Source organism: Thiomicrospira sp. (assembly GCF_014859555.1).
Classification (GTDB): domain Bacteria; phylum Pseudomonadota; class Gammaproteobacteria; order Thiomicrospirales; family Thiomicrospiraceae; genus Thiomicrospira.
Genome location: NZ_JACUTY010000049.1, coordinates 1 through 15,994 on the forward strand (window position 1 = coordinate 1; position 15,994 = coordinate 15,994).

Below are 15,994 nucleotides of genomic sequence, written 5' to 3' on the forward strand. Positions count from 1 at the left end.
CACCACCAGGCCTGGTGGTGGGGTTAGTTGAACTGAATATTTTTAAAACCACCAGGCCTGGCGGTTCTTCTATTCGGCACGTCGTTTATGCACCGCGCCACGAATTAAAGCAATGAATAACCCCAGCATCCCGCCTAAAACAAGGGCGACTGCAACGATCAGCTTTTTGTTGGGTTTTATTGGGCTTTCAGGAATAGATGCAAAATTTTGTAAACGATAAGAGCCAAATTCAGTGTTTTTCACTTGTTGCTCTGCTTGATTAAGTTTCTTTATTTTGGTTTTCAAAGCACGAAGATTTTCAGAGAAAGGTAGGTTATCCTTGCGCGATTCTAATATTTCAATTTTAGGGTTATATTTCAGAGACTCCCTTTTCTTAAATAGTTCAGCTAGCTCAGCAATAAAGGCATCGTCATTTTGGCGAGATTTTAATTCTTTAATTTCTAAACCCAATGCCTTAGTTCCCAGCCAATAACGCGAGGGGTCTTTACTAGAAAAGTCAAACTTAGTTACGGTGCTAGCTTGGCGATTATATTCTAGTGGATTGACCGGTAGCTCAATCCCTAATGCTTCGGCAATATCGTAGTCAACTTGAAGCCGAGCAATCCGATATTCACGTTCTTGAGAGGCTTTGCTTCTTAATAAATTTATTTGCTGATTTATTTGTGCTAACTCAAGTTGGTCTTGTTCTTTCAGGCGGTCAATTTCAGCTTCAATTTCACGATTTACACGTTCATTTTCCAATGCTAACTCTTGTTGGTTTATGCGTAGGTTCTCAGCTATCGCACTCATTACATTTTGTTTAACTTCCTGCTCAGACCGAGACTTAGCAATTTCTAGTAATGTATTAAGCGCCATAACCGTTATTTCAGGCTGCTGTGCTTGAAATTTAATATTTGTTTCAAGGTTTTGAAATACGAGTTTTTGTTTTGATTCAGCGGGTAACTGTACAGTCAGACTCTCTTTTATCTGTTTAAGCATTTTTGTTTCAGTCAGATCGAAACTTTGAAAATAGTTTTCAATTGCTGGTTCTTGTTGAAACTGTATTAATGTTTCAGTGGCGTTTAGATGCTCTAGTAGGGTTTGATAGATGCTTTGAGTTGTTTGTTCTTGAATACCGAACTCTTTTAAATCAGCAAAACGAATGGGCTCAACTTGGGCTGAATTAGGGGGTAAAATAACTATTTCAGCTTGATAGGTCTTGGGCAGGCTAAAAGCCCATAATCCTGCGATTATGGTAATAACCGTCGTAACCAGCGTAATCATGATTTTTTGTGACCAGATGGTTTGCCAAAGTTCGATTAAGTCTATTTCATCTTCTGCGTAAGGGGCGTTGTTTGGATTAGTCGTCATAGTGTCTATAGGTTCTGTTTAAGGGTGTAGGCGATAAGTGTGAGAAATAGCAAGCTATGTAGCAGTAAGCTGATGATGGGATCAATAAATAGTCCGATGACAATAAGCACTTGAACAGCGGTCAATAACAAAAAAATCTTGACCTTTTCGATTAACAATACACTTGGGTAAATTAAAGTAACGAGCAAACCAAATGCATTCGCTTTATGAGATTTGTAGTAGTGTGGTTGGTCGGTAAATATTTTCATGGCATCTGTTCCTATTGTAGGTACAAATTCTAGAGTGAATAGTTGTTAGTTGCAACTAATTAGTACCTAATTTAGGTACATAAATTTTGTTCCCATAATTGGGACGCATGAAAACTATTTATTCCCCTGAGTCCGAACGTTTATCAAAATGGCTGCGCAAACAACGTGAGGCGCGAGGGTTGACGATGCGCCAGGCCGCCGAGCTGATTAATAAGCCCCATTCTTTTATTGGCAAAATAGAAGTGGGTCAGCGTCGTTTGGATGTGGTGGAGTTTGTTTGGTATTGTGAAAAATTGGGGTTTGATCCGGTTTCAGGTATTCATGCTTTAAAGAATCCATAAAAAACGCATTAATTTGTTTTTTTAACCACCAGTCTTGGTCTTAATGACCGGAGTACTAGGCCTGGTGGTTTTTTATTTTCTTAGGGCTGTTTTATGCTAAACTACGCGGCTATTTTTCGTTTGTTTTATTAGGTGTAACTGCCTGTTTTTTAACACGAAACCTCACGTTTTATAAGGGTTAGCTATGACACAGACTTCTTCCGCCGAAAGCTTAATTAACAATCTAGCCAGTCCGATCGATTTAGCTAAATCGCTGGTCGGCGGTGGGTTATTGATTAAAACCTATGGCTGTCAGATGAATGAGTACGACTCGGAAAAAATGGCCAACTTGCTAGAAAATACGCACGGTTTGCGTTTAGTTGATTCAGCCGAAGAAGCCGATGTGGTATTGATGAATACTTGTTCGGTGCGCGAAAGAGCGCAAGAAAAAGTATTTGATGAGCTAGGTAAATGGAAAAAGTGGAAAGCCGAAAAACCGCACCGTGTGATAGGTGTGGGTGGGTGTGTGGCCTCGCAAGAAGGTAAAGTAATTCGCAAACGTGCGCCTTATGTCGATGTAATTTTTGGCCCACAAACCCTGCATCGTTTACCCGCGATGATTAACGATGCGCTTGGCACACGTTCGGTACATGGCAAAGCCAAGGCCGTGATTGATATTTCATTCCCCGAAATTGAAAAGTTTGATCACCTAGCCAAACCCGAATCAACTGGCGTATCGGCGTTTGTGTCGGTAATGGAAGGCTGTTCAAAATACTGCACCTTTTGTGTGGTGCCGTATACCCGTGGCGAAGAAGTCAGTCGTCCGTTTGACGATGTCTTGGCCGAAGTACGCGCGTTGGCGTCGCAAGGTGTACGCGAAGTTAATTTGCTGGGTCAAAATGTGAATGCTTACCGTGGCAAAATGGCAGATGGTGATGTCGCGGATTTGGCTTTGTTAATGCAAGCGGTGCGCAATATCGAAGGTATTGATCGAATTCGTTTTACTACATCTCATCCCAATGAAATGTCGAGCAACATTATTAATGCGTATGGCGAACTTCCAGAATTGGTGTCGCATTTGCACTTGCCGATTCAGTCTGGATCCGATCGTATTTTGGCATTAATGAAACGCAACCATTTAGCCTTGGAATATAAGTCGATTATCCGCAAAGTGCGAGCGCATCGTCCTAGTCTAAGTTTATCGGGCGATTTTATTATCGGTTTTCCGGGAGAAACCCAAGCCGATTTCGAAGCCACCATGAAGTTAGTTGAAGAGCTAAAATTTGACCGTTCGTTTAGTTTTATTTACAGCCCACGCCCGGGCACACCAGCTGCGAGTTTGCCGGATGACGTGCCGATGGAACTTAAAAAACAGCGTTTATATGCATTGCAAGAGCTGTTAAATCAACAAACTTTGGCGCACAGCGAAGCTTTGATTGGTACGACTCAGCGTGTATTGGTTGAGCGTTTATCGCGCAAATCGGATCGTGAAATGGCCGGTCGCACCGAATGCAACCGGGTTGTCAATTTCGTTGGTGACTTGGATATGATCGGCACCTTTGTGGATGTTAGAGTTCACGAAGCTTTAACCAACTCGCTGCGTGGTGAAGTGGTGGCCACACCCGAAGCGGGTATGCCCACACCGCAATTTTATGCCTTGTGATCTGCCTGGCTCGGTTTTACAATGAAGTTTGCGACGTTTAAACTGTTTTTTACGGTTTTCATAAGCCTTTTAATTTAAGTTGGTTAGCCTAATTTGACACAATCTAATTCAAGTTCAAACGCATCAACTTTGCACACCGTTCACTTTCAGCTAATGCCGGAATCGAATGAGCAGTTGCAGAGTTTCTGCGGTTGGCACAATCAACACATCAGTCAGATGGAATTAAAACTGGGGGTGGAAATTAACCACCTGGGATTTCAATTTCGCGTGACCGGCCAAGCGGATCGGTTGGTTAAAACTGAACAGATGATTCGTGACCTGTATAAAGAAGCCGGTCAAAAAACCCTATTACCTGCCGACGTTCATATCGCTTTGCAATCGCAAGGCTTCGAGCAAGCACGCCCAATCGACTATCAGCAAGCAATTGTCAAAGTACGTCGTAAACCGATTAAAACCCGCAATCCAAACCAATCTAACTATGTCACATTAGTGCAAGAAAAAGATGTTAACTTTGGCATTGGTCCGGCTGGCACCGGTAAAACTTATCTGGCGGTGGCTTGTGCGGTAGCGGCGTTAGAAGCCGAGCAGGTCAGACGAATTGTGTTGACGCGCCCAGCGGTCGAGGCGGGTGAAAAACTTGGCTTTTTACCCGGCGATTTAAGTCAAAAGGTCGATCCTTATTTACGGCCTTTGTACGATGCCTTGTTTGAGATGATGGGGTTTGAAACGGTTGAGCGTTTGATTGAAAAAAATGTGATTGAAATTGCGCCTTTAGCTTTTATGCGCGGTCGCACTTTAAACGAAGCTTTTATTATTTTGGATGAAGCCCAAAACACCACGGTGGAACAAATGAAAATGTTCTTAACCCGTATGGGTTTTGGTTCGAAATCGGTAATTACTGGCGACATTACGCAGTGTGATTTGCCGAAACATCAAAAGTCCGGTTTACGTGATGCAATTGAAGTGTTGGCGGAAGTAAAAGAAGTCGGTTTCACGTTTTTTCAGTCGCAAGATGTGGTGCGCCACAGCTTGGTTCAGCGCATTGTACAAGCCTATGAAAACCAGGGTCGGCCGATCAATTAAATGAGATTTTTATGACAGAAGTCGAATTACAATGGGGCATTACACCTTTAAAATTGCCCACTGAGCAACAGTGTCAAACCTGGGCAGAAGCGGCGATTCAAGTTGACTTAAAAACCCAAGATACCGCACTCACCATTCGGGTGGTGAATGCCGCCGAAAGTCGTCAATTAAATCACGACTATCGAGCTAAAGATTACGCCACCAACGTGTTGTCATTTGAGTTCGAGTTACCACCAGGCCTGGTGCAACCTGATGATGAACCGATTTATTTGGGTGATTTAGTGATCTGCGCGTCGGTGGTGATCGAAGAAGCCATGACTCAGGAAAAGACGCTTGAAGAACATTGGGCGCACATGGTAATTCATGGCGTCTTGCATTTACAAGGCTTTGACCATATTGATGAAGCGCAAGCCGAACAAATGGAAGCTTTAGAAACCCAAATTATGCAGCAACTTGGTTATGATGATCCGTATTAAACGGATTCAAATACTTTTGCTGAGCGCAATTAAGCGCATGGCTGGCTTTGCCGCCAATCAGAATTTCAACAACGGAGAGATAAAATCGTCATGAGTGACAGTGACAGTAGCAATGGTTCATCTTGGTTAGAACGCTTTACGCGTATGTTTTCGGATGAACCCGAAGATCGCGAAGACTTACTGGAAATATTAAAAGAAGCTCAGAAACAAGGTTTAATCGATAGCGATGCCTTGCTGATGATTCAGGGTGTGTTGGACGTGTCGGAAGCGCGGGTGCGCGATATTATGGTGCCACGTCCGCAAGTCGATGTGATTGATGAATCTCAGCCACTCGAAGCGATTCTAAAAGAAATTGCTGAATCGGCGCATTCGCGTTATCCAGTAGTGTCAGAAAGCAAAGATGAGATTATTGGTGTCCTGTTAGCGAAAGATGTATTGCGCTTGATGGTAAAAGGTCAACTCAATAATAAAGACGATTTACGTAGCATTTATCGTGAACCGGTTTTTATCCCAGAAAGTAAACGCTTAAATGTATTGTTGCGTGAGTTTAAAACCAGTCACAATCATCTCGCGCTGGTGGTGGACGAATATGCCGGGCTTGCAGGTTTGGTGACGATTGAAGACGTGTTAGAACAAATCGTAGGTGAAATCGAAGACGAGCATGATGAAGATGAAGAACTTTACATTAAAGCTCAAGTAGGCGACTCATTCGCGGTCAAAGCGATCACGCCATTGAGTGATTTTAGTGAGGAGTTTGGAGTCGAGTTTGACAACGAATCCAATATCGAAACCATCGGTGGCTTGATTGCTAGCTCTATGGGGCATGTGCCACAAAAAGGCGAAGAAGTGGTGATGGAAGGTTTGTTATTCCGTGTACTTAAGTCTGATAGCCGTCGTGTGCATTTATTTCAAGTCAAACGTGTGGAAGATACAGGAATCATTGATTAATGAAATTGGGTGCACGACTTAAACAGTTAATTTGGCCAGATCGTTATGCATTTTTAGCCGCCTTATTGGGTGGTTTAGCGGTATTGGGTTTTGCGCCGTTTGAGTTTTCGCCACTGGCTTTGGTTGCCTTAGCCGGTCTGTTTTGGCTATGGGGACGTTCAACGAGTCTTTCGCAAGCTTTTAAGTATGGTTTGTGGTTTGGTTTAGGTCAGTTTGGTGTCGGAGCCAGCTGGTTATTTTCAAGTATTTATTTTTATTCCGACATTGGTTTAATTGGCTCAATTTTGTTGGTAGCCGGTTTTGTGATTTTGTTAGCCCTATTCCCGGCTTTTGCGGGTGCTTTGGGGCGTTACTTCTATAATCCGAACCGGATTGGTTCGAGTCTTATTTGGATATTTCCGGCCGCTTGGGTGTTATTGGAATGGGTGCGCGCCAGCATTTTAGGCGGTTTGCCGTTTATGTTGATGGGCACGTCACACCTTGGCACCTGGCTGGATGGTTATGCCGCGGTGTTTGGTGTGTTTGGCGTCAGTTTTGTAGTCGCGATGACCGCCGGTTTAACGGTGTGGTTTATACAGCACAAACAAACCATGCCGGCGGCCTTGGTGGTCGCATTTGTTTGGCCGATTGGTGGCGTGTTACAAAAAACCCAATGGGTTACGCCAGTGGACGAGCCGATTGAAGTCGCCTTGTTGCAGGGCCATTTTTCGCAAGATCAAAAATGGCAGTCGGAGCAGTTTGTACCTATGATGCGCCGTTATGTCAGCATGACACGCGCAAACTTGGATGCGCAGCTGATTGTTTGGCCAGAAACCGCGATTCCGGGTTATTTTGATCGCGCCGCCGATACGGTATTAAGTCAGTTTATTGCCGATGCCCAGTTGCAAAGCCGGGATATTCTGGTGGGGGCTATCACACGTGAACCGGGTGGTTCCGAATACTATAATTCAATGATTAATTTACGTGACCTCACTCAAGAATACCGCAAACGCCATTTGGTGATGTTTGGCGAATATTATCCGTTATCCGCTATCGTTGAACCATTGGCGCAAAAGTTTGGCTTTCCATTTTCACAGTTTAGTGCGGCCGATCAACCACAAAAACCCTTAACCTTAGGTGGTCAACCGGCCGGCGTGTCGATTTGTTTTGAGATGATGTTTGGTTCGGAATTGGCGCAAGATTTACCGCGTGCCAAGTATTTTGTTACGACCAGTAACGATGCGTGGTTTGCCCACACGTTGGAACCGGCTCAATTGTTACAAGAAGCCCAAATGCGCGCACGTGAACTTGGCCGCGAAATCGCGCGCGCCACCAACACCGGCCATACCGCTATTATTGGGGTAAACGGTCAAATCAAAGCTCGAATCCCCGCTTATGAAGCGGGCGTGTTACGCGGTCAAGTGCAGCCATATGAAGGTCTAACGCCTTATGCCCGCTGGACCAACTGGCCAATCTTAATGATTGTATTCGGTATTTTTGGCTTTATGTTAGGCAAACGTTACGCTTATACAGGCAAAATCAGTAATCCGTTTAATCGTAAGAAATAAACGAGGCTAAAGACGCAACCACCAGGCCTGGTGGTTGCGTCGCTAATCAGTCGATCCGAATCGTAGCATAGCCTTGGTTTTCATAACCCATGATGGATAAAAACGTATTGCCAACCAGCGTGATGCCGGGCAATAAATCTTTTTGATCTAGGTTAAAACGCCGAGTCGCAATCGCACAAGCTTCCATGTAAACGCCGTCTAGCTGTTGAATTTGAGCTATGCGATCATGTAACATCCGAACTTCGGCCGCACGTTCGATTTCTAACTTTTCCGTATCTCGACCAATCAAGCCCGCCGCACCTCCGCGAAATGCAAACACCATTTTGGGTTTTAAGCCCTGGCGAATCATGTCTTGATGGGTTTCTTCGATGACATTTAAACGTGAAATTAATCCCTGTGGATTCGCCAGCGTCACGTCCCAAAGAATCTGCCCAGTTTGCATGCCTGCAATTGCACGAGAATCGGTTGGTTTGTCGGCTAGCACCAGGCCTGGTGCTAAGGCTAAGATTAATGCAAAACTCGCAAATAACGCTTTCATTTTTACCTCTCCCGTAGAAATTTAAAACGCCGTTTGAGCATAGCAGAAAACATCATGCCAAGCGTAAACATCAGTTTTATCTAATATTTTGAGTGTTTGAAACCACCAAGTCTGGTGAGGATGGAACGTGAATAAGTTTTTAAATAGTGATACTATAGTGATACATTATTAGGGGGTTAAAATGAAAGCAGAAATGGTCACGACGTTAAAGCGTCAAGCAACTAAAATTTTAGCAGACTTAAGTTTGAGCCACGAGCCCATATTGATTACAGAGCAAGGACGACCGGCGGCTTATCTGGTGAATGTTGAGGATTATGAATTTCAACAGCGTCGTCTACAATTGCTTGAAGGTATTGCGCGTGGCGAACGAGCGATTCAAGAAGGGCGCGTTTATTCGCAGGCTGAAGCAGAAGCAAAAATGCAAAAATGGCTGAAGTGATTTGGGCGGAGTCGGCCTTGGCTGACTTAGATGAAATCGCGGACTATATTGCGTTGGATAATCCTCGTGCGGCACAAAAGTGGGTGAAAAACTTGATTGGAAAAGTTCGCTTGTTGGCTGAGTTTCCAGAGCTAGGTACTCAGCCAGAAGAGTTAGTTGACTTTGATTATCGTCAATTGTTAGTTAAACCTTGTCGGATTTTTTATCGTTTTAATCAGTCAACCCAACAAGTCTATATTTTGCATCTCATTAGGCAAGAAAAAGAAGTTTTAAACTTTCTAAAAAACATTCAGTAACCAGGCCTGGTTAATCTTTATTAAGTGCGGCTTGTAAACGCAGTTTTAGCAGTTCGATTTTGCTCGGATCGGCGAGGGTGAGGGCTTTTTCGGTAAGGGTCGCTTCAATGGCCGGCCAATCGTTTTCGATAAACGCATCCACGCCTTTGCCAAGGTCGGTAAAGTAGCTCGCGGTTTGCTCGACATCGGCTTTAAGTATGTTTTGCAGTTCTTCAAGTTCGTGCTCGGTTAAAACTTCCAGCTCCGAGCCTTTTTGTTCTATTTGACTAATTTCTTTACCCAGCCAATGCAAACTGCTGTCCTCGGCGCTTTTTAAGCGAAAAGTGAGTTTGTCGAGTAGGCTGTTATAAGCGTTTTGAAATTTTTCGTTTAGTGACATGGTTGGCCTCCTTATGTTCGGCTAGACGAGGATAGAAACTGCTAATTCGTGGCTGAGTTACTTTGTTATAATGAACCAATTCTAAATTTTTCTATTTTAATCATACCGAAAACCCAGCAGGAAAACACAACAAGATGATCGCCGAATATCAACCTCAGTCGTTAGAAGCCGCCATTCAAAAAATCTGGCAAGATCAAAAAGTCTTTGAAGTTACCGAAGACCCAAGCAAAGAAAAATATTATTGCTTGTCGATGTTCCCTTACCCAAGCGGGCGTTTGCATATGGGGCATGTGCGTAACTACACGATTGGCGATGTGATTTCGCGTTATCAGCGCATGTTGGGCAAAAACGTGATGCAGCCCATGGGCTTTGATGCGTTTGGTTTACCGGCTGAAAATGCCGCGATGCAAAACAAAGTCGCCCCCGCCGCTTGGACTTACTCCAACATGGATTATATGCGCAACCAGTTAACTCAACTCGGGTTAGGTTATGACTGGTCACGCGAGTTGGCAACCTGTTCACCGGATTATTATCGTTGGGAACAATGGTTGTTTACTAAGCTTTACGAAAAAGGTTTGGTGTATCGTCAATTGTCGGTGGTGAACTGGGACCCGGTTGATCAAACCGTGTTGGCGAACGAGCAGGTTATTGATGGCAAAGGGTGGCGTTCAGGTGCGCCGGTTGAACGCAAAGAAATCGCCCAGTGGTTCTTGAAAATCACCGATTATGCCGACGAATTATTAAGTGATTTGGATAAGTTAGAAGGTTGGCCGGAACAGGTTAAAACCATGCAGCGCAACTGGATTGGTAAATCGACCGGCATGGAAATCGCGTTTCCGCTTGAAGGCCAATCTGAAAGCCTAAAAGTCTACACCACGCGCCCCGATACTTTAATGGGTGTGTCTTATGTTGGGATTGCGGCCGATCATCCGTTAGCCAAAAAAGCCGCGTTAATGAACGAGCCGTTGGCGCAGTTTATCGAAGAATGTTCACACATTTCCACCGCCGAAGCTGACATGGAAACCATGGAAAAGAAAGGTGTCGATACCGGTTTACGTGTGCGCCATCCGGTGACGGATGAATTAGTGCCAATTTGGGCAGCTAACTTTGTACTCATGGGTTACGGCACTGGCGCGGTGATGGCGGTTCCGGCGCACGATCAGCGTGATTATGAATTTGCTAAAAAATACAACTTGGCGATCAAGCCAGTTATTCGTCCACAAGATTCGGATACGGTGGATGTCTCTGAACAAGCCTATACCGACAAAGGCGTGTTGTTTAATTCCGGCGAGTTAGATGGGCTGGATTTTAGCGCGGCGTTGGATGCCTTAGCCAAGTTATTAGGCGACAAAAACCTCGGTCAAAAACAAACCAACTTCCGTTTACGCGACTGGGGTATTTCGCGCCAGCGTTATTGGGGTTGCCCAATTCCGATGGTTTATTGTGCGGATTGCGGCCCAGTGCCCGTTCCAGAACAAGATTTACCCGTGCGTTTGCCAGAAGATGTGGTGCCAGATGGCGCAGGTTCGCCGTTAGCTAAATTAGATTCGTTCCGCAATTGTACTTGCCCGAAATGTGGTAGCGAAGCCAAACGCGAAACCGATACTTTCGATACCTTTTTTGAGTCATCTTGGTATTACGCACGTTACGCTTGCCCAGGTCAAAACGAAGCCATGTTGGACGAACGCGCCAATTACTGGTTGCCGGTTGACCAATACATTGGCGGCATTGAACACGCGATTTTGCATTTATTGTATGCGCGTTTCTTCCACAAACTGATGCGTGATGTCGGGTTGGTTAATTCCGATGAGCCGTTCAAAAACCTATTAACCCAAGGCATGGTGTTAATGGACGGCGCAAAAATGTCGAAATCCAAAGGCAATACGGTTGATCCACAAGGTTTGATCGAGCAATACGGTGCGGATACGGTGCGTTTGTTTATTATGTTTGCCGCGCCGCCAGAGCAGAGTTTGGAGTGGTCCGATTCAGGTGTGGAAGGCGCGCACCGTTTCTTAAACCGGGTTTGGCGTTTAGTGCAACAACACGCACAAGCAGGCCTGGTGCCCGCCAGCCAGAACAGCGACGGTTTAAACAAAGAACAAAAAGCCCTGCGTTTAAAACTGCACGAAACCTTACAAAAAGTCAGCGACGACATTGGCCGCCGTTTGCAATTTAACACCGCGATTGCGGCCTGCATGGAACTGCTAAATAGTCTAGCCAAGTTTGATGACGACAGCGAGCCAGGTCGCGCGGTTATGCAGGAGGCTTTAGAAACGCTGGTGTTGATGTTGTCGCCCATGGTGCCACACATTACGCAAACACTTTGGGAAACCTTACAACAACCAGGCCTGGTACTTAATGTCAGCTGGCCAAAGGTGGATGAATCCGCCTTAGTCAAAGACGAAATCGAATTGATGGTGCAGGTGAATGGTAAGTTACGTGGCAAAATCAGCGTAGCGAAAGATTTAGACAAAGACGCGATTTTGGCGTTAGCCAAAACCGAGGAATCGGTCGCCAAGTTTATTGACGGCAAACAGCTAGTCAAAGAAATTTTGGTGCCCGGACGCTTGGTTAACTTGGTGGTAAAAGATTAAACAACAACGAAAAGGCGGATATATGTCTGTGTTGACACGTCGTACGTTATTAAATGGTTTATTCGCGGCCATCGCCGTTGGCGCAACCGGTTGCGGATTTCGTTTACGAGGCACCGGCCCGCTCGCGGGCGCAAGCTATAAAACTGTGCAGTTGCTCGGGGAGCAAAAGGTCCCCAGCGAACTCGTCAGCGCATTACGCCAACAGTGGCGTAGTTTAGGCGTTGAGTTAACCGATTCCCTCTCGCAAGCCGATGTGGTGGTGCAATTGGGTATGTATCAACGCAATATAAGTCGCACCGCTTTTTCCGCCACCGGCGAAACCACCTCAGAACTGATTAAACTCAGCCAGTCGTTTATAGCCTTTCGTGTTGAAGATGACGTTGAAATTATCAATACCGAAGTCATGGCGTTGCGTGATCGTCAAACCGATCCAACCCAACAGCTAGCGGCGGCGCGAGAGTTACAAGATATTGAACGTCAAATGCAACAGGATTTGGCGCGTCAGTTAATCGACCGACTCAATCGAACCTATCATCAATTGCCAGCGGTATCCGATCAGCCCGGTTCCAGAACCGACGCAAACCACGTTGAAGCACCAAAAACCAACGAGACGTCTCAATGATTTTAGCGCCAGCTTTTTTAAAGCAAGTGGCGCAAGGGTCGCTGGCGATTCCGCCTGTGTTGCTGATTTATGGCGAAGAACCGCTGTATATCCGCCGCAGCACCGATGCGATTCGCCAATATCTGCGTGAGCAAGAATATGATCAGCGTGATCGTTTTGATGTTGATGCGCAATATGATTGGGGCGAACTGCAAATGGAAACCCAAACCGGTTCGTTATTTGCCGAACGCCGCATTATCGAACTGAACCTGCCCACCGGCAACCCCGGGCAAGCCGGTACCGCGTTTATCCAGGCCTGGTGCAATCAAAATCCACAAACCGAACTGGATATTGTATTGGTGATTTATTGCGAACGTCTGGATTCGCGCCAAACCAAATCCAAATGGGTCAGCGCGATTGAAGCGGCAGGCCTGGTGGTGCAATCCAAACCCATCGAAATGCGCGAACTACCTCAATGGTGTCAGCATCAAGCACAACGTTTAAACCTGCAAATGGATCAAGACGCCGCCGCGTTGCTCGCCGAACGTGTCGAAGGTAATTTACTCGCCGCCGATCAAGAACTCGAAAAACTCGCCTTAATCAAACCAGCGGGCGAAACGGTCACCCTGGCGGATATAGAAAACAGCGTGGTCGATCAAGCCCACTATCAATTATTTGCCTTAAGCAGTCTAATGTTACTAGGCCAAGCCGCCCAAGCCCTGCACGTGTTACAACGTCTGCAACAAGAAGGCAGCGAAGCCCCCATCGTATTATGGCTACTCACCAAAGAGTTACGTCAACTCATCGAACTCAGCCAAAAACAACAAACCATGCCGCTCGCCCAAGCCATGAAAGCCATGCGAATCTGGTCAACCAAACAAAACGAAGTCAGCCAAGCATTACGCCGACACAGCCAAGACCACTGGTCACAACTCCTCATGCAAGCCTACCAAATCGACCGCCAAATCAAAGGCACCAGGCCTGGTGATCCATGGTTAGGCCTGTCAGACTTAGTCATGAAAATCGCCCGCTAATTTTGAACCACGAAGAACACGAAGGCACGAAGTTTTTTAACGCCCTCTCCCTCGATGGGAGAGGGCCGGGGTGAGGGTGAAACCCAAGTAATAAACCATTCCAAATTTCTAAATAGTCTAACCACAAAACCTTGCCCAATTTATTATCTTGTCGTACCTTTAGATGTACGTTTAATTGTAATAAGGTGACAGATATGTCAAGAGTACGAGTTGATGAAGACATCCGGCCACTGTCAGAATTTCGGGCAGGTGTCGCGACATTTGTAAAACAAATTCATGAAACCCGCCGCCCTATGGTGCTAACGCAAAGAGGGCGCGGTGTCGCGGTATTAGTCGATGTGCACGAGTATGAAAAGATGCAAGCCCGCTTGGAATTGTTAGAAGAACTTTATCAAGCAGAGGAGCAAATTGCATCGGGCCAGGGCGTTGCGCATGAAGATGCTAAAGTATGCATTATAAGCAGGTAGGCTTAATGAAAATAACACCAATACCTAATAAGCAAAAAATACAGCCTGATAGTAAGCGTTATACCCACGTTAATTGTAGGAGTAAAGGATGACCTGTCCGATTTGCTTTTTCAGGGATTCATATCAAAGATCTTTGAAAGTGAAAACATTTGGTATTGATAGATTTGAAAGCAAACTAGATCATTACAAAAAGTTATATGTAGATGAGCTGAAAAAATTAAAAAGTCTTAATGAATGTAATTGTTACAATATATACAGTAATAAATCACTATGCCTATGGGTTGATGAGTTTTTATCAGATGTACATCTGCATATAGATCTAATAGAGGCTACATTCAATGAGATAAATTTATCCTATATAAAGTTCATATCTGAAAACCAAAGGGTTGCAATAAATAGTCTTTATGATTTTTTGGAAAAGTCACTTTTAATTGATAGAACCGTTGATTCATCTGAGCTTGTAAAAGCAATGTTCCGTGCAAGACGGAAAGGAAGGTTTGATCCCAAAGATATCAAAGAGTTTTACCATGTCCCGTTTTCAAAAAGACATCTTGTAGGCAGTCAGCGCTTTAGTATTCCGGGGTTGCCACTACTCTACCTAGGCAGCTCTGCTTTAACTGTGGAAAAAGAATTAGAAGCGAATTCGAACAGTGATTTAGAATACTCTATTTTTTTACCTAGCTATTCTCATTTTTATAACTCAAGAATATTTAGTTTAAATAATAGCATTAATAGTCTACTTGAAAATAACCTGCCAGGGCTCATGGATGCTAGCGTTAACCTCCCGTATTCGGGAGACGATAATTATTCGTATAAGCCTAGATTTAAACAAGAAGTTCAAGCCAATATATTGCTACAAATATGCTCATTCCCAACCGAGTATAAGAAATCATTTATTCCCGAATATATCATTCCTCAAATGCTAACTGTAGCATTACAGGAGAAAGGATTTGACGGACTGAGCTTTCCTTCAACAAAATGTTTTGAAAATTTAAAAGATAACCATAGATTCTCAAGCCATCATCTAAATTTCGTTCTATTTACTGAGTACAGCTCCACGAATGATTGCGACAGCAAGTTGCTAGATAAGTTTTACACCTTCACGCTCGACAAGAAAGATAGCGTTAGTAAGAAAGAGGTACTGGATGCAATTGAAAAAGTACGTAAATTAAATAGGAATTCTGACATAAATAATACGGACTTTGTAATGCCATTAGTAAGAGCCAAATTCCAAATTGAGTATCTTGAAAATTCTTCAATAGATGGAGTCAAATATTTTGATACAGCTACAGGGCAAACTGAACTGAACTTATATCTCGACATGGCTAATGAAATGTACAATAAAGTTAATGCAAGGTTGAACGGTAACAGGGAAAAACGGGACGCTACACTTTGATTTAGTTTTAGGTCTTTTGAACTTGAATTAAGTCTTTGTTTATTGAGTTTTAAGGCGTTCTTATTCGAATACACCAGAAGTCAGGAATGCTTGACCACCGCGCTTATAGTTTGCTTGCAGACCTTGTGCTTTTAGCGCATATGGCGGTGGTGGTGTTTGTTGTGGGTGGGTTGCTTTTGATTATTGTGGGCAATCTACGGGGCTGGCTCTGGGTTAATTTGTTGGCGTTTCGGGTAGCGCATTTTCTCGCGGTTGGTGTCATTGTGGTTCAGGCTTGGTTGGGTGAGCTTTGTCCTTTGACGGTGTTGGAATCTTAGTTGCGCGCGCAGGCGGGTGAAGCCGCTTACTCGGCGAGTTTTATCGAGCATTGGGTTCAGCAGTTGCTTTATTATGACGCGCCGTTTTGGGTTTTCACACTGGTTTATAGCTTGTTTGGATTAGTTGTAGTGGCGACTTGGCGGTACTTTCCGCCAATTCGCAAACATAGTGGTTAAGACCGATATAAATCCAAATGATTATTCAGCATTAATTCACGTAAAGGTGGTTCTATTTTCATTTATAGCACTAGGCCTGGTGCTTTTTGTTTTGATTATTTGTTTGGCACGGATTGAAACA

The 15,994-nt window shown here is 44.5% G+C and carries 17 protein-coding genes and 1 pseudogene; 14 read left to right on the forward strand and 4 right to left on the reverse strand.

Features of this window, described 5'->3' with window-relative positions; translation table 11 throughout:
• Window positions 1-69: 69 nt before the first annotated feature.
• Both IBX48_RS08110 and IBX48_RS08115 read right to left on the reverse strand, forming a co-directional pair.
• On the reverse strand, window positions 70-1,350 hold the full coding sequence (locus tag IBX48_RS08110) for a Wzz/FepE/Etk N-terminal domain-containing protein (protein ID WP_296832997.1): 1,281 nt from the start codon (window positions 1,348-1,350) through the stop codon (window positions 70-72).
• Window positions 1,351-1,355: 5 nt separating this feature from the next.
• Window positions 1,356-1,598, reverse strand: a complete 243-nt coding sequence (locus IBX48_RS08115) for a hypothetical protein (protein ID WP_296833001.1) — start codon at window positions 1,596-1,598, stop codon at window positions 1,356-1,358.
• A 107-nt stretch (window positions 1,599-1,705) separates the two neighbouring features.
• Here IBX48_RS08115 and IBX48_RS08120 point away from each other — a divergent pair, with 107 nt between their 5' ends.
• From IBX48_RS08120 to lnt, 6 genes are all read left to right on the forward strand, one after another.
• A complete protein-coding gene (locus IBX48_RS08120; protein WP_296833005.1) occupies window positions 1,706-1,939 on the forward strand; it encodes a helix-turn-helix transcriptional regulator in 234 nt (77 codons plus the stop codon).
• A gap of 184 nt (window positions 1,940-2,123) precedes the next feature.
• Complete coding sequence (miaB, locus tag IBX48_RS08125; protein WP_296833008.1) at window positions 2,124-3,581, forward strand: tRNA (N6-isopentenyl adenosine(37)-C2)-methylthiotransferase MiaB; 1,458 nt, start codon at window positions 2,124-2,126, stop codon at window positions 3,579-3,581.
• Window positions 3,582-3,734: 153 nt separating this feature from the next.
• On the forward strand, window positions 3,735-4,664 hold the full coding sequence (locus IBX48_RS08130; protein WP_296833047.1) for a PhoH family protein: 930 nt from the start codon (window positions 3,735-3,737) through the stop codon (window positions 4,662-4,664).
• Between the two features lie 11 nt (window positions 4,665-4,675).
• The gene (gene ybeY, locus IBX48_RS08135; RefSeq protein ID WP_296833011.1) at window positions 4,676-5,140 is read left to right on the forward strand and encodes an rRNA maturation RNase YbeY; all 465 of its coding nucleotides are present in this window, start codon (window positions 4,676-4,678) and stop codon (window positions 5,138-5,140) included.
• Between the two features lie 90 nt (window positions 5,141-5,230).
• On the forward strand, window positions 5,231-6,088 hold the full coding sequence (locus IBX48_RS08140; RefSeq protein WP_296833014.1) for a transporter associated domain-containing protein: 858 nt from the start codon (window positions 5,231-5,233) through the stop codon (window positions 6,086-6,088).
• Window positions 6,088-7,635: an apolipoprotein N-acyltransferase gene (lnt, locus tag IBX48_RS08145; RefSeq protein WP_296833017.1), complete on the forward strand. Its 1,548-nt coding sequence runs from the start codon at window positions 6,088-6,090 to the stop codon at window positions 7,633-7,635. The genes IBX48_RS08140 and lnt overlap by 1 nt, the downstream gene beginning before the upstream one ends.
• Before the next feature lie 46 nt (window positions 7,636-7,681).
• Here lnt and IBX48_RS08150 read toward each other — a convergent pair whose 3' ends face one another.
• Window positions 7,682-8,173, reverse strand: a complete 492-nt coding sequence (locus IBX48_RS08150; protein WP_296833020.1) for a hypothetical protein — start codon at window positions 8,171-8,173, stop codon at window positions 7,682-7,684.
• 181 nt (window positions 8,174-8,354) lie between these two features.
• Between IBX48_RS08150 and IBX48_RS08155 the strand changes: the two genes are divergently transcribed.
• On the forward strand, window positions 8,355-8,612 hold the full coding sequence (locus IBX48_RS08155) for a type II toxin-antitoxin system Phd/YefM family antitoxin (RefSeq protein ID WP_296833022.1): 258 nt from the start codon (window positions 8,355-8,357) through the stop codon (window positions 8,610-8,612).
• A complete protein-coding gene (locus tag IBX48_RS08160; RefSeq protein ID WP_296833025.1) occupies window positions 8,600-8,908 on the forward strand; it encodes a type II toxin-antitoxin system RelE/ParE family toxin in 309 nt (102 codons plus the stop codon). The genes IBX48_RS08155 and IBX48_RS08160 overlap by 13 nt, the downstream gene beginning before the upstream one ends.
• Before the next feature lie 10 nt (window positions 8,909-8,918).
• On the opposite strand, the gene IBX48_RS08165 is transcribed toward IBX48_RS08160, so the two are convergent.
• Complete coding sequence (locus tag IBX48_RS08165; protein WP_296833028.1) at window positions 8,919-9,287, reverse strand: hypothetical protein; 369 nt, start codon at window positions 9,285-9,287, stop codon at window positions 8,919-8,921.
• A gap of 134 nt (window positions 9,288-9,421) precedes the next feature.
• Between IBX48_RS08165 and leuS the strand changes: the two genes are divergently transcribed.
• From leuS to IBX48_RS08195, 6 genes and pseudogenes are all read left to right on the forward strand, one after another.
• Window positions 9,422-11,881, forward strand: coding sequence for a leucine--tRNA ligase (gene leuS / locus IBX48_RS08170; RefSeq protein WP_296833031.1), 2,460 nt, complete (start codon window positions 9,422-9,424; stop codon window positions 11,879-11,881).
• Window positions 11,882-11,903: 22 nt separating this feature from the next.
• Complete coding sequence (gene lptE / locus IBX48_RS08175) at window positions 11,904-12,503, forward strand: LPS assembly lipoprotein LptE (RefSeq protein ID WP_296833034.1); 600 nt, start codon at window positions 11,904-11,906, stop codon at window positions 12,501-12,503.
• Complete coding sequence (holA, locus tag IBX48_RS08180; RefSeq protein ID WP_296833037.1) at window positions 12,500-13,516, forward strand: DNA polymerase III subunit delta; 1,017 nt, start codon at window positions 12,500-12,502, stop codon at window positions 13,514-13,516. Before lptE ends, holA begins: the two co-directional genes overlap by 4 nt.
• Window positions 13,517-13,710: 194 nt before the next feature.
• The gene (locus IBX48_RS08185) at window positions 13,711-13,983 is read left to right on the forward strand and encodes a type II toxin-antitoxin system Phd/YefM family antitoxin (RefSeq protein ID WP_296833041.1); all 273 of its coding nucleotides are present in this window, start codon (window positions 13,711-13,713) and stop codon (window positions 13,981-13,983) included.
• Between the two features lie 88 nt (window positions 13,984-14,071).
• Window positions 14,072-15,379 carry a hypothetical protein gene (locus tag IBX48_RS08190; RefSeq protein ID WP_296833044.1) on the forward strand — a complete coding sequence of 436 codons (1,308 nt, stop codon included), beginning with the start codon at window positions 14,072-14,074 and terminating at the stop codon, window positions 15,377-15,379.
• Between the two features lie 86 nt (window positions 15,380-15,465).
• Window positions 15,466-15,873: pseudogene (locus IBX48_RS08195) on the forward strand (DUF2784 domain-containing protein).
• Window positions 15,874-15,994 lie beyond the last annotated feature (121 nt).

Excerpts from the sequence above, each read along its gene's own strand:
- IBX48_RS08110 (WP_296832997.1), bottom strand. The coding sequence starts at position 1,350 with ATGACGACTAATCCAAACAACGCCCCTTACGCAGAAGATGAAATAGAC.
- IBX48_RS08115 (WP_296833001.1), bottom strand. The coding sequence starts at position 1,598 with ATGAAAATATTTACCGACCAACCACACTACTACAAATCTCATAAAGCG.
- IBX48_RS08120 (WP_296833005.1), top strand. The coding sequence starts at position 1,706 with ATGAAAACTATTTATTCCCCTGAGTCCGAACGTTTATCAAAATGGCTG.
- miaB (WP_296833008.1), top strand. The coding sequence starts at position 2,124 with ATGACACAGACTTCTTCCGCCGAAAGCTTAATTAACAATCTAGCCAGT.
- IBX48_RS08130 (WP_296833047.1), top strand. The coding sequence starts at position 3,735 with ATGCCGGAATCGAATGAGCAGTTGCAGAGTTTCTGCGGTTGGCACAAT.
- ybeY (WP_296833011.1), top strand. The coding sequence starts at position 4,676 with ATGACAGAAGTCGAATTACAATGGGGCATTACACCTTTAAAATTGCCC.
- IBX48_RS08140 (WP_296833014.1), top strand. The coding sequence starts at position 5,231 with ATGAGTGACAGTGACAGTAGCAATGGTTCATCTTGGTTAGAACGCTTT.
- lnt (WP_296833017.1), top strand. The coding sequence starts at position 6,088 with ATGAAATTGGGTGCACGACTTAAACAGTTAATTTGGCCAGATCGTTAT.
- IBX48_RS08150 (WP_296833020.1), bottom strand. The coding sequence starts at position 8,173 with ATGAAAGCGTTATTTGCGAGTTTTGCATTAATCTTAGCCTTAGCACCA.
- IBX48_RS08155 (WP_296833022.1), top strand. The coding sequence starts at position 8,355 with ATGAAAGCAGAAATGGTCACGACGTTAAAGCGTCAAGCAACTAAAATT.
- IBX48_RS08160 (WP_296833025.1), top strand. The coding sequence starts at position 8,600 with ATGGCTGAAGTGATTTGGGCGGAGTCGGCCTTGGCTGACTTAGATGAA.
- IBX48_RS08165 (WP_296833028.1), bottom strand. The coding sequence starts at position 9,287 with ATGTCACTAAACGAAAAATTTCAAAACGCTTATAACAGCCTACTCGAC.
- leuS (WP_296833031.1), top strand. The coding sequence starts at position 9,422 with ATGATCGCCGAATATCAACCTCAGTCGTTAGAAGCCGCCATTCAAAAA.
- lptE (WP_296833034.1), top strand. The coding sequence starts at position 11,904 with ATGTCTGTGTTGACACGTCGTACGTTATTAAATGGTTTATTCGCGGCC.
- holA (WP_296833037.1), top strand. The coding sequence starts at position 12,500 with ATGATTTTAGCGCCAGCTTTTTTAAAGCAAGTGGCGCAAGGGTCGCTG.
- IBX48_RS08185 (WP_296833041.1), top strand. The coding sequence starts at position 13,711 with ATGTCAAGAGTACGAGTTGATGAAGACATCCGGCCACTGTCAGAATTT.
- IBX48_RS08190 (WP_296833044.1), top strand. The coding sequence starts at position 14,072 with ATGACCTGTCCGATTTGCTTTTTCAGGGATTCATATCAAAGATCTTTG.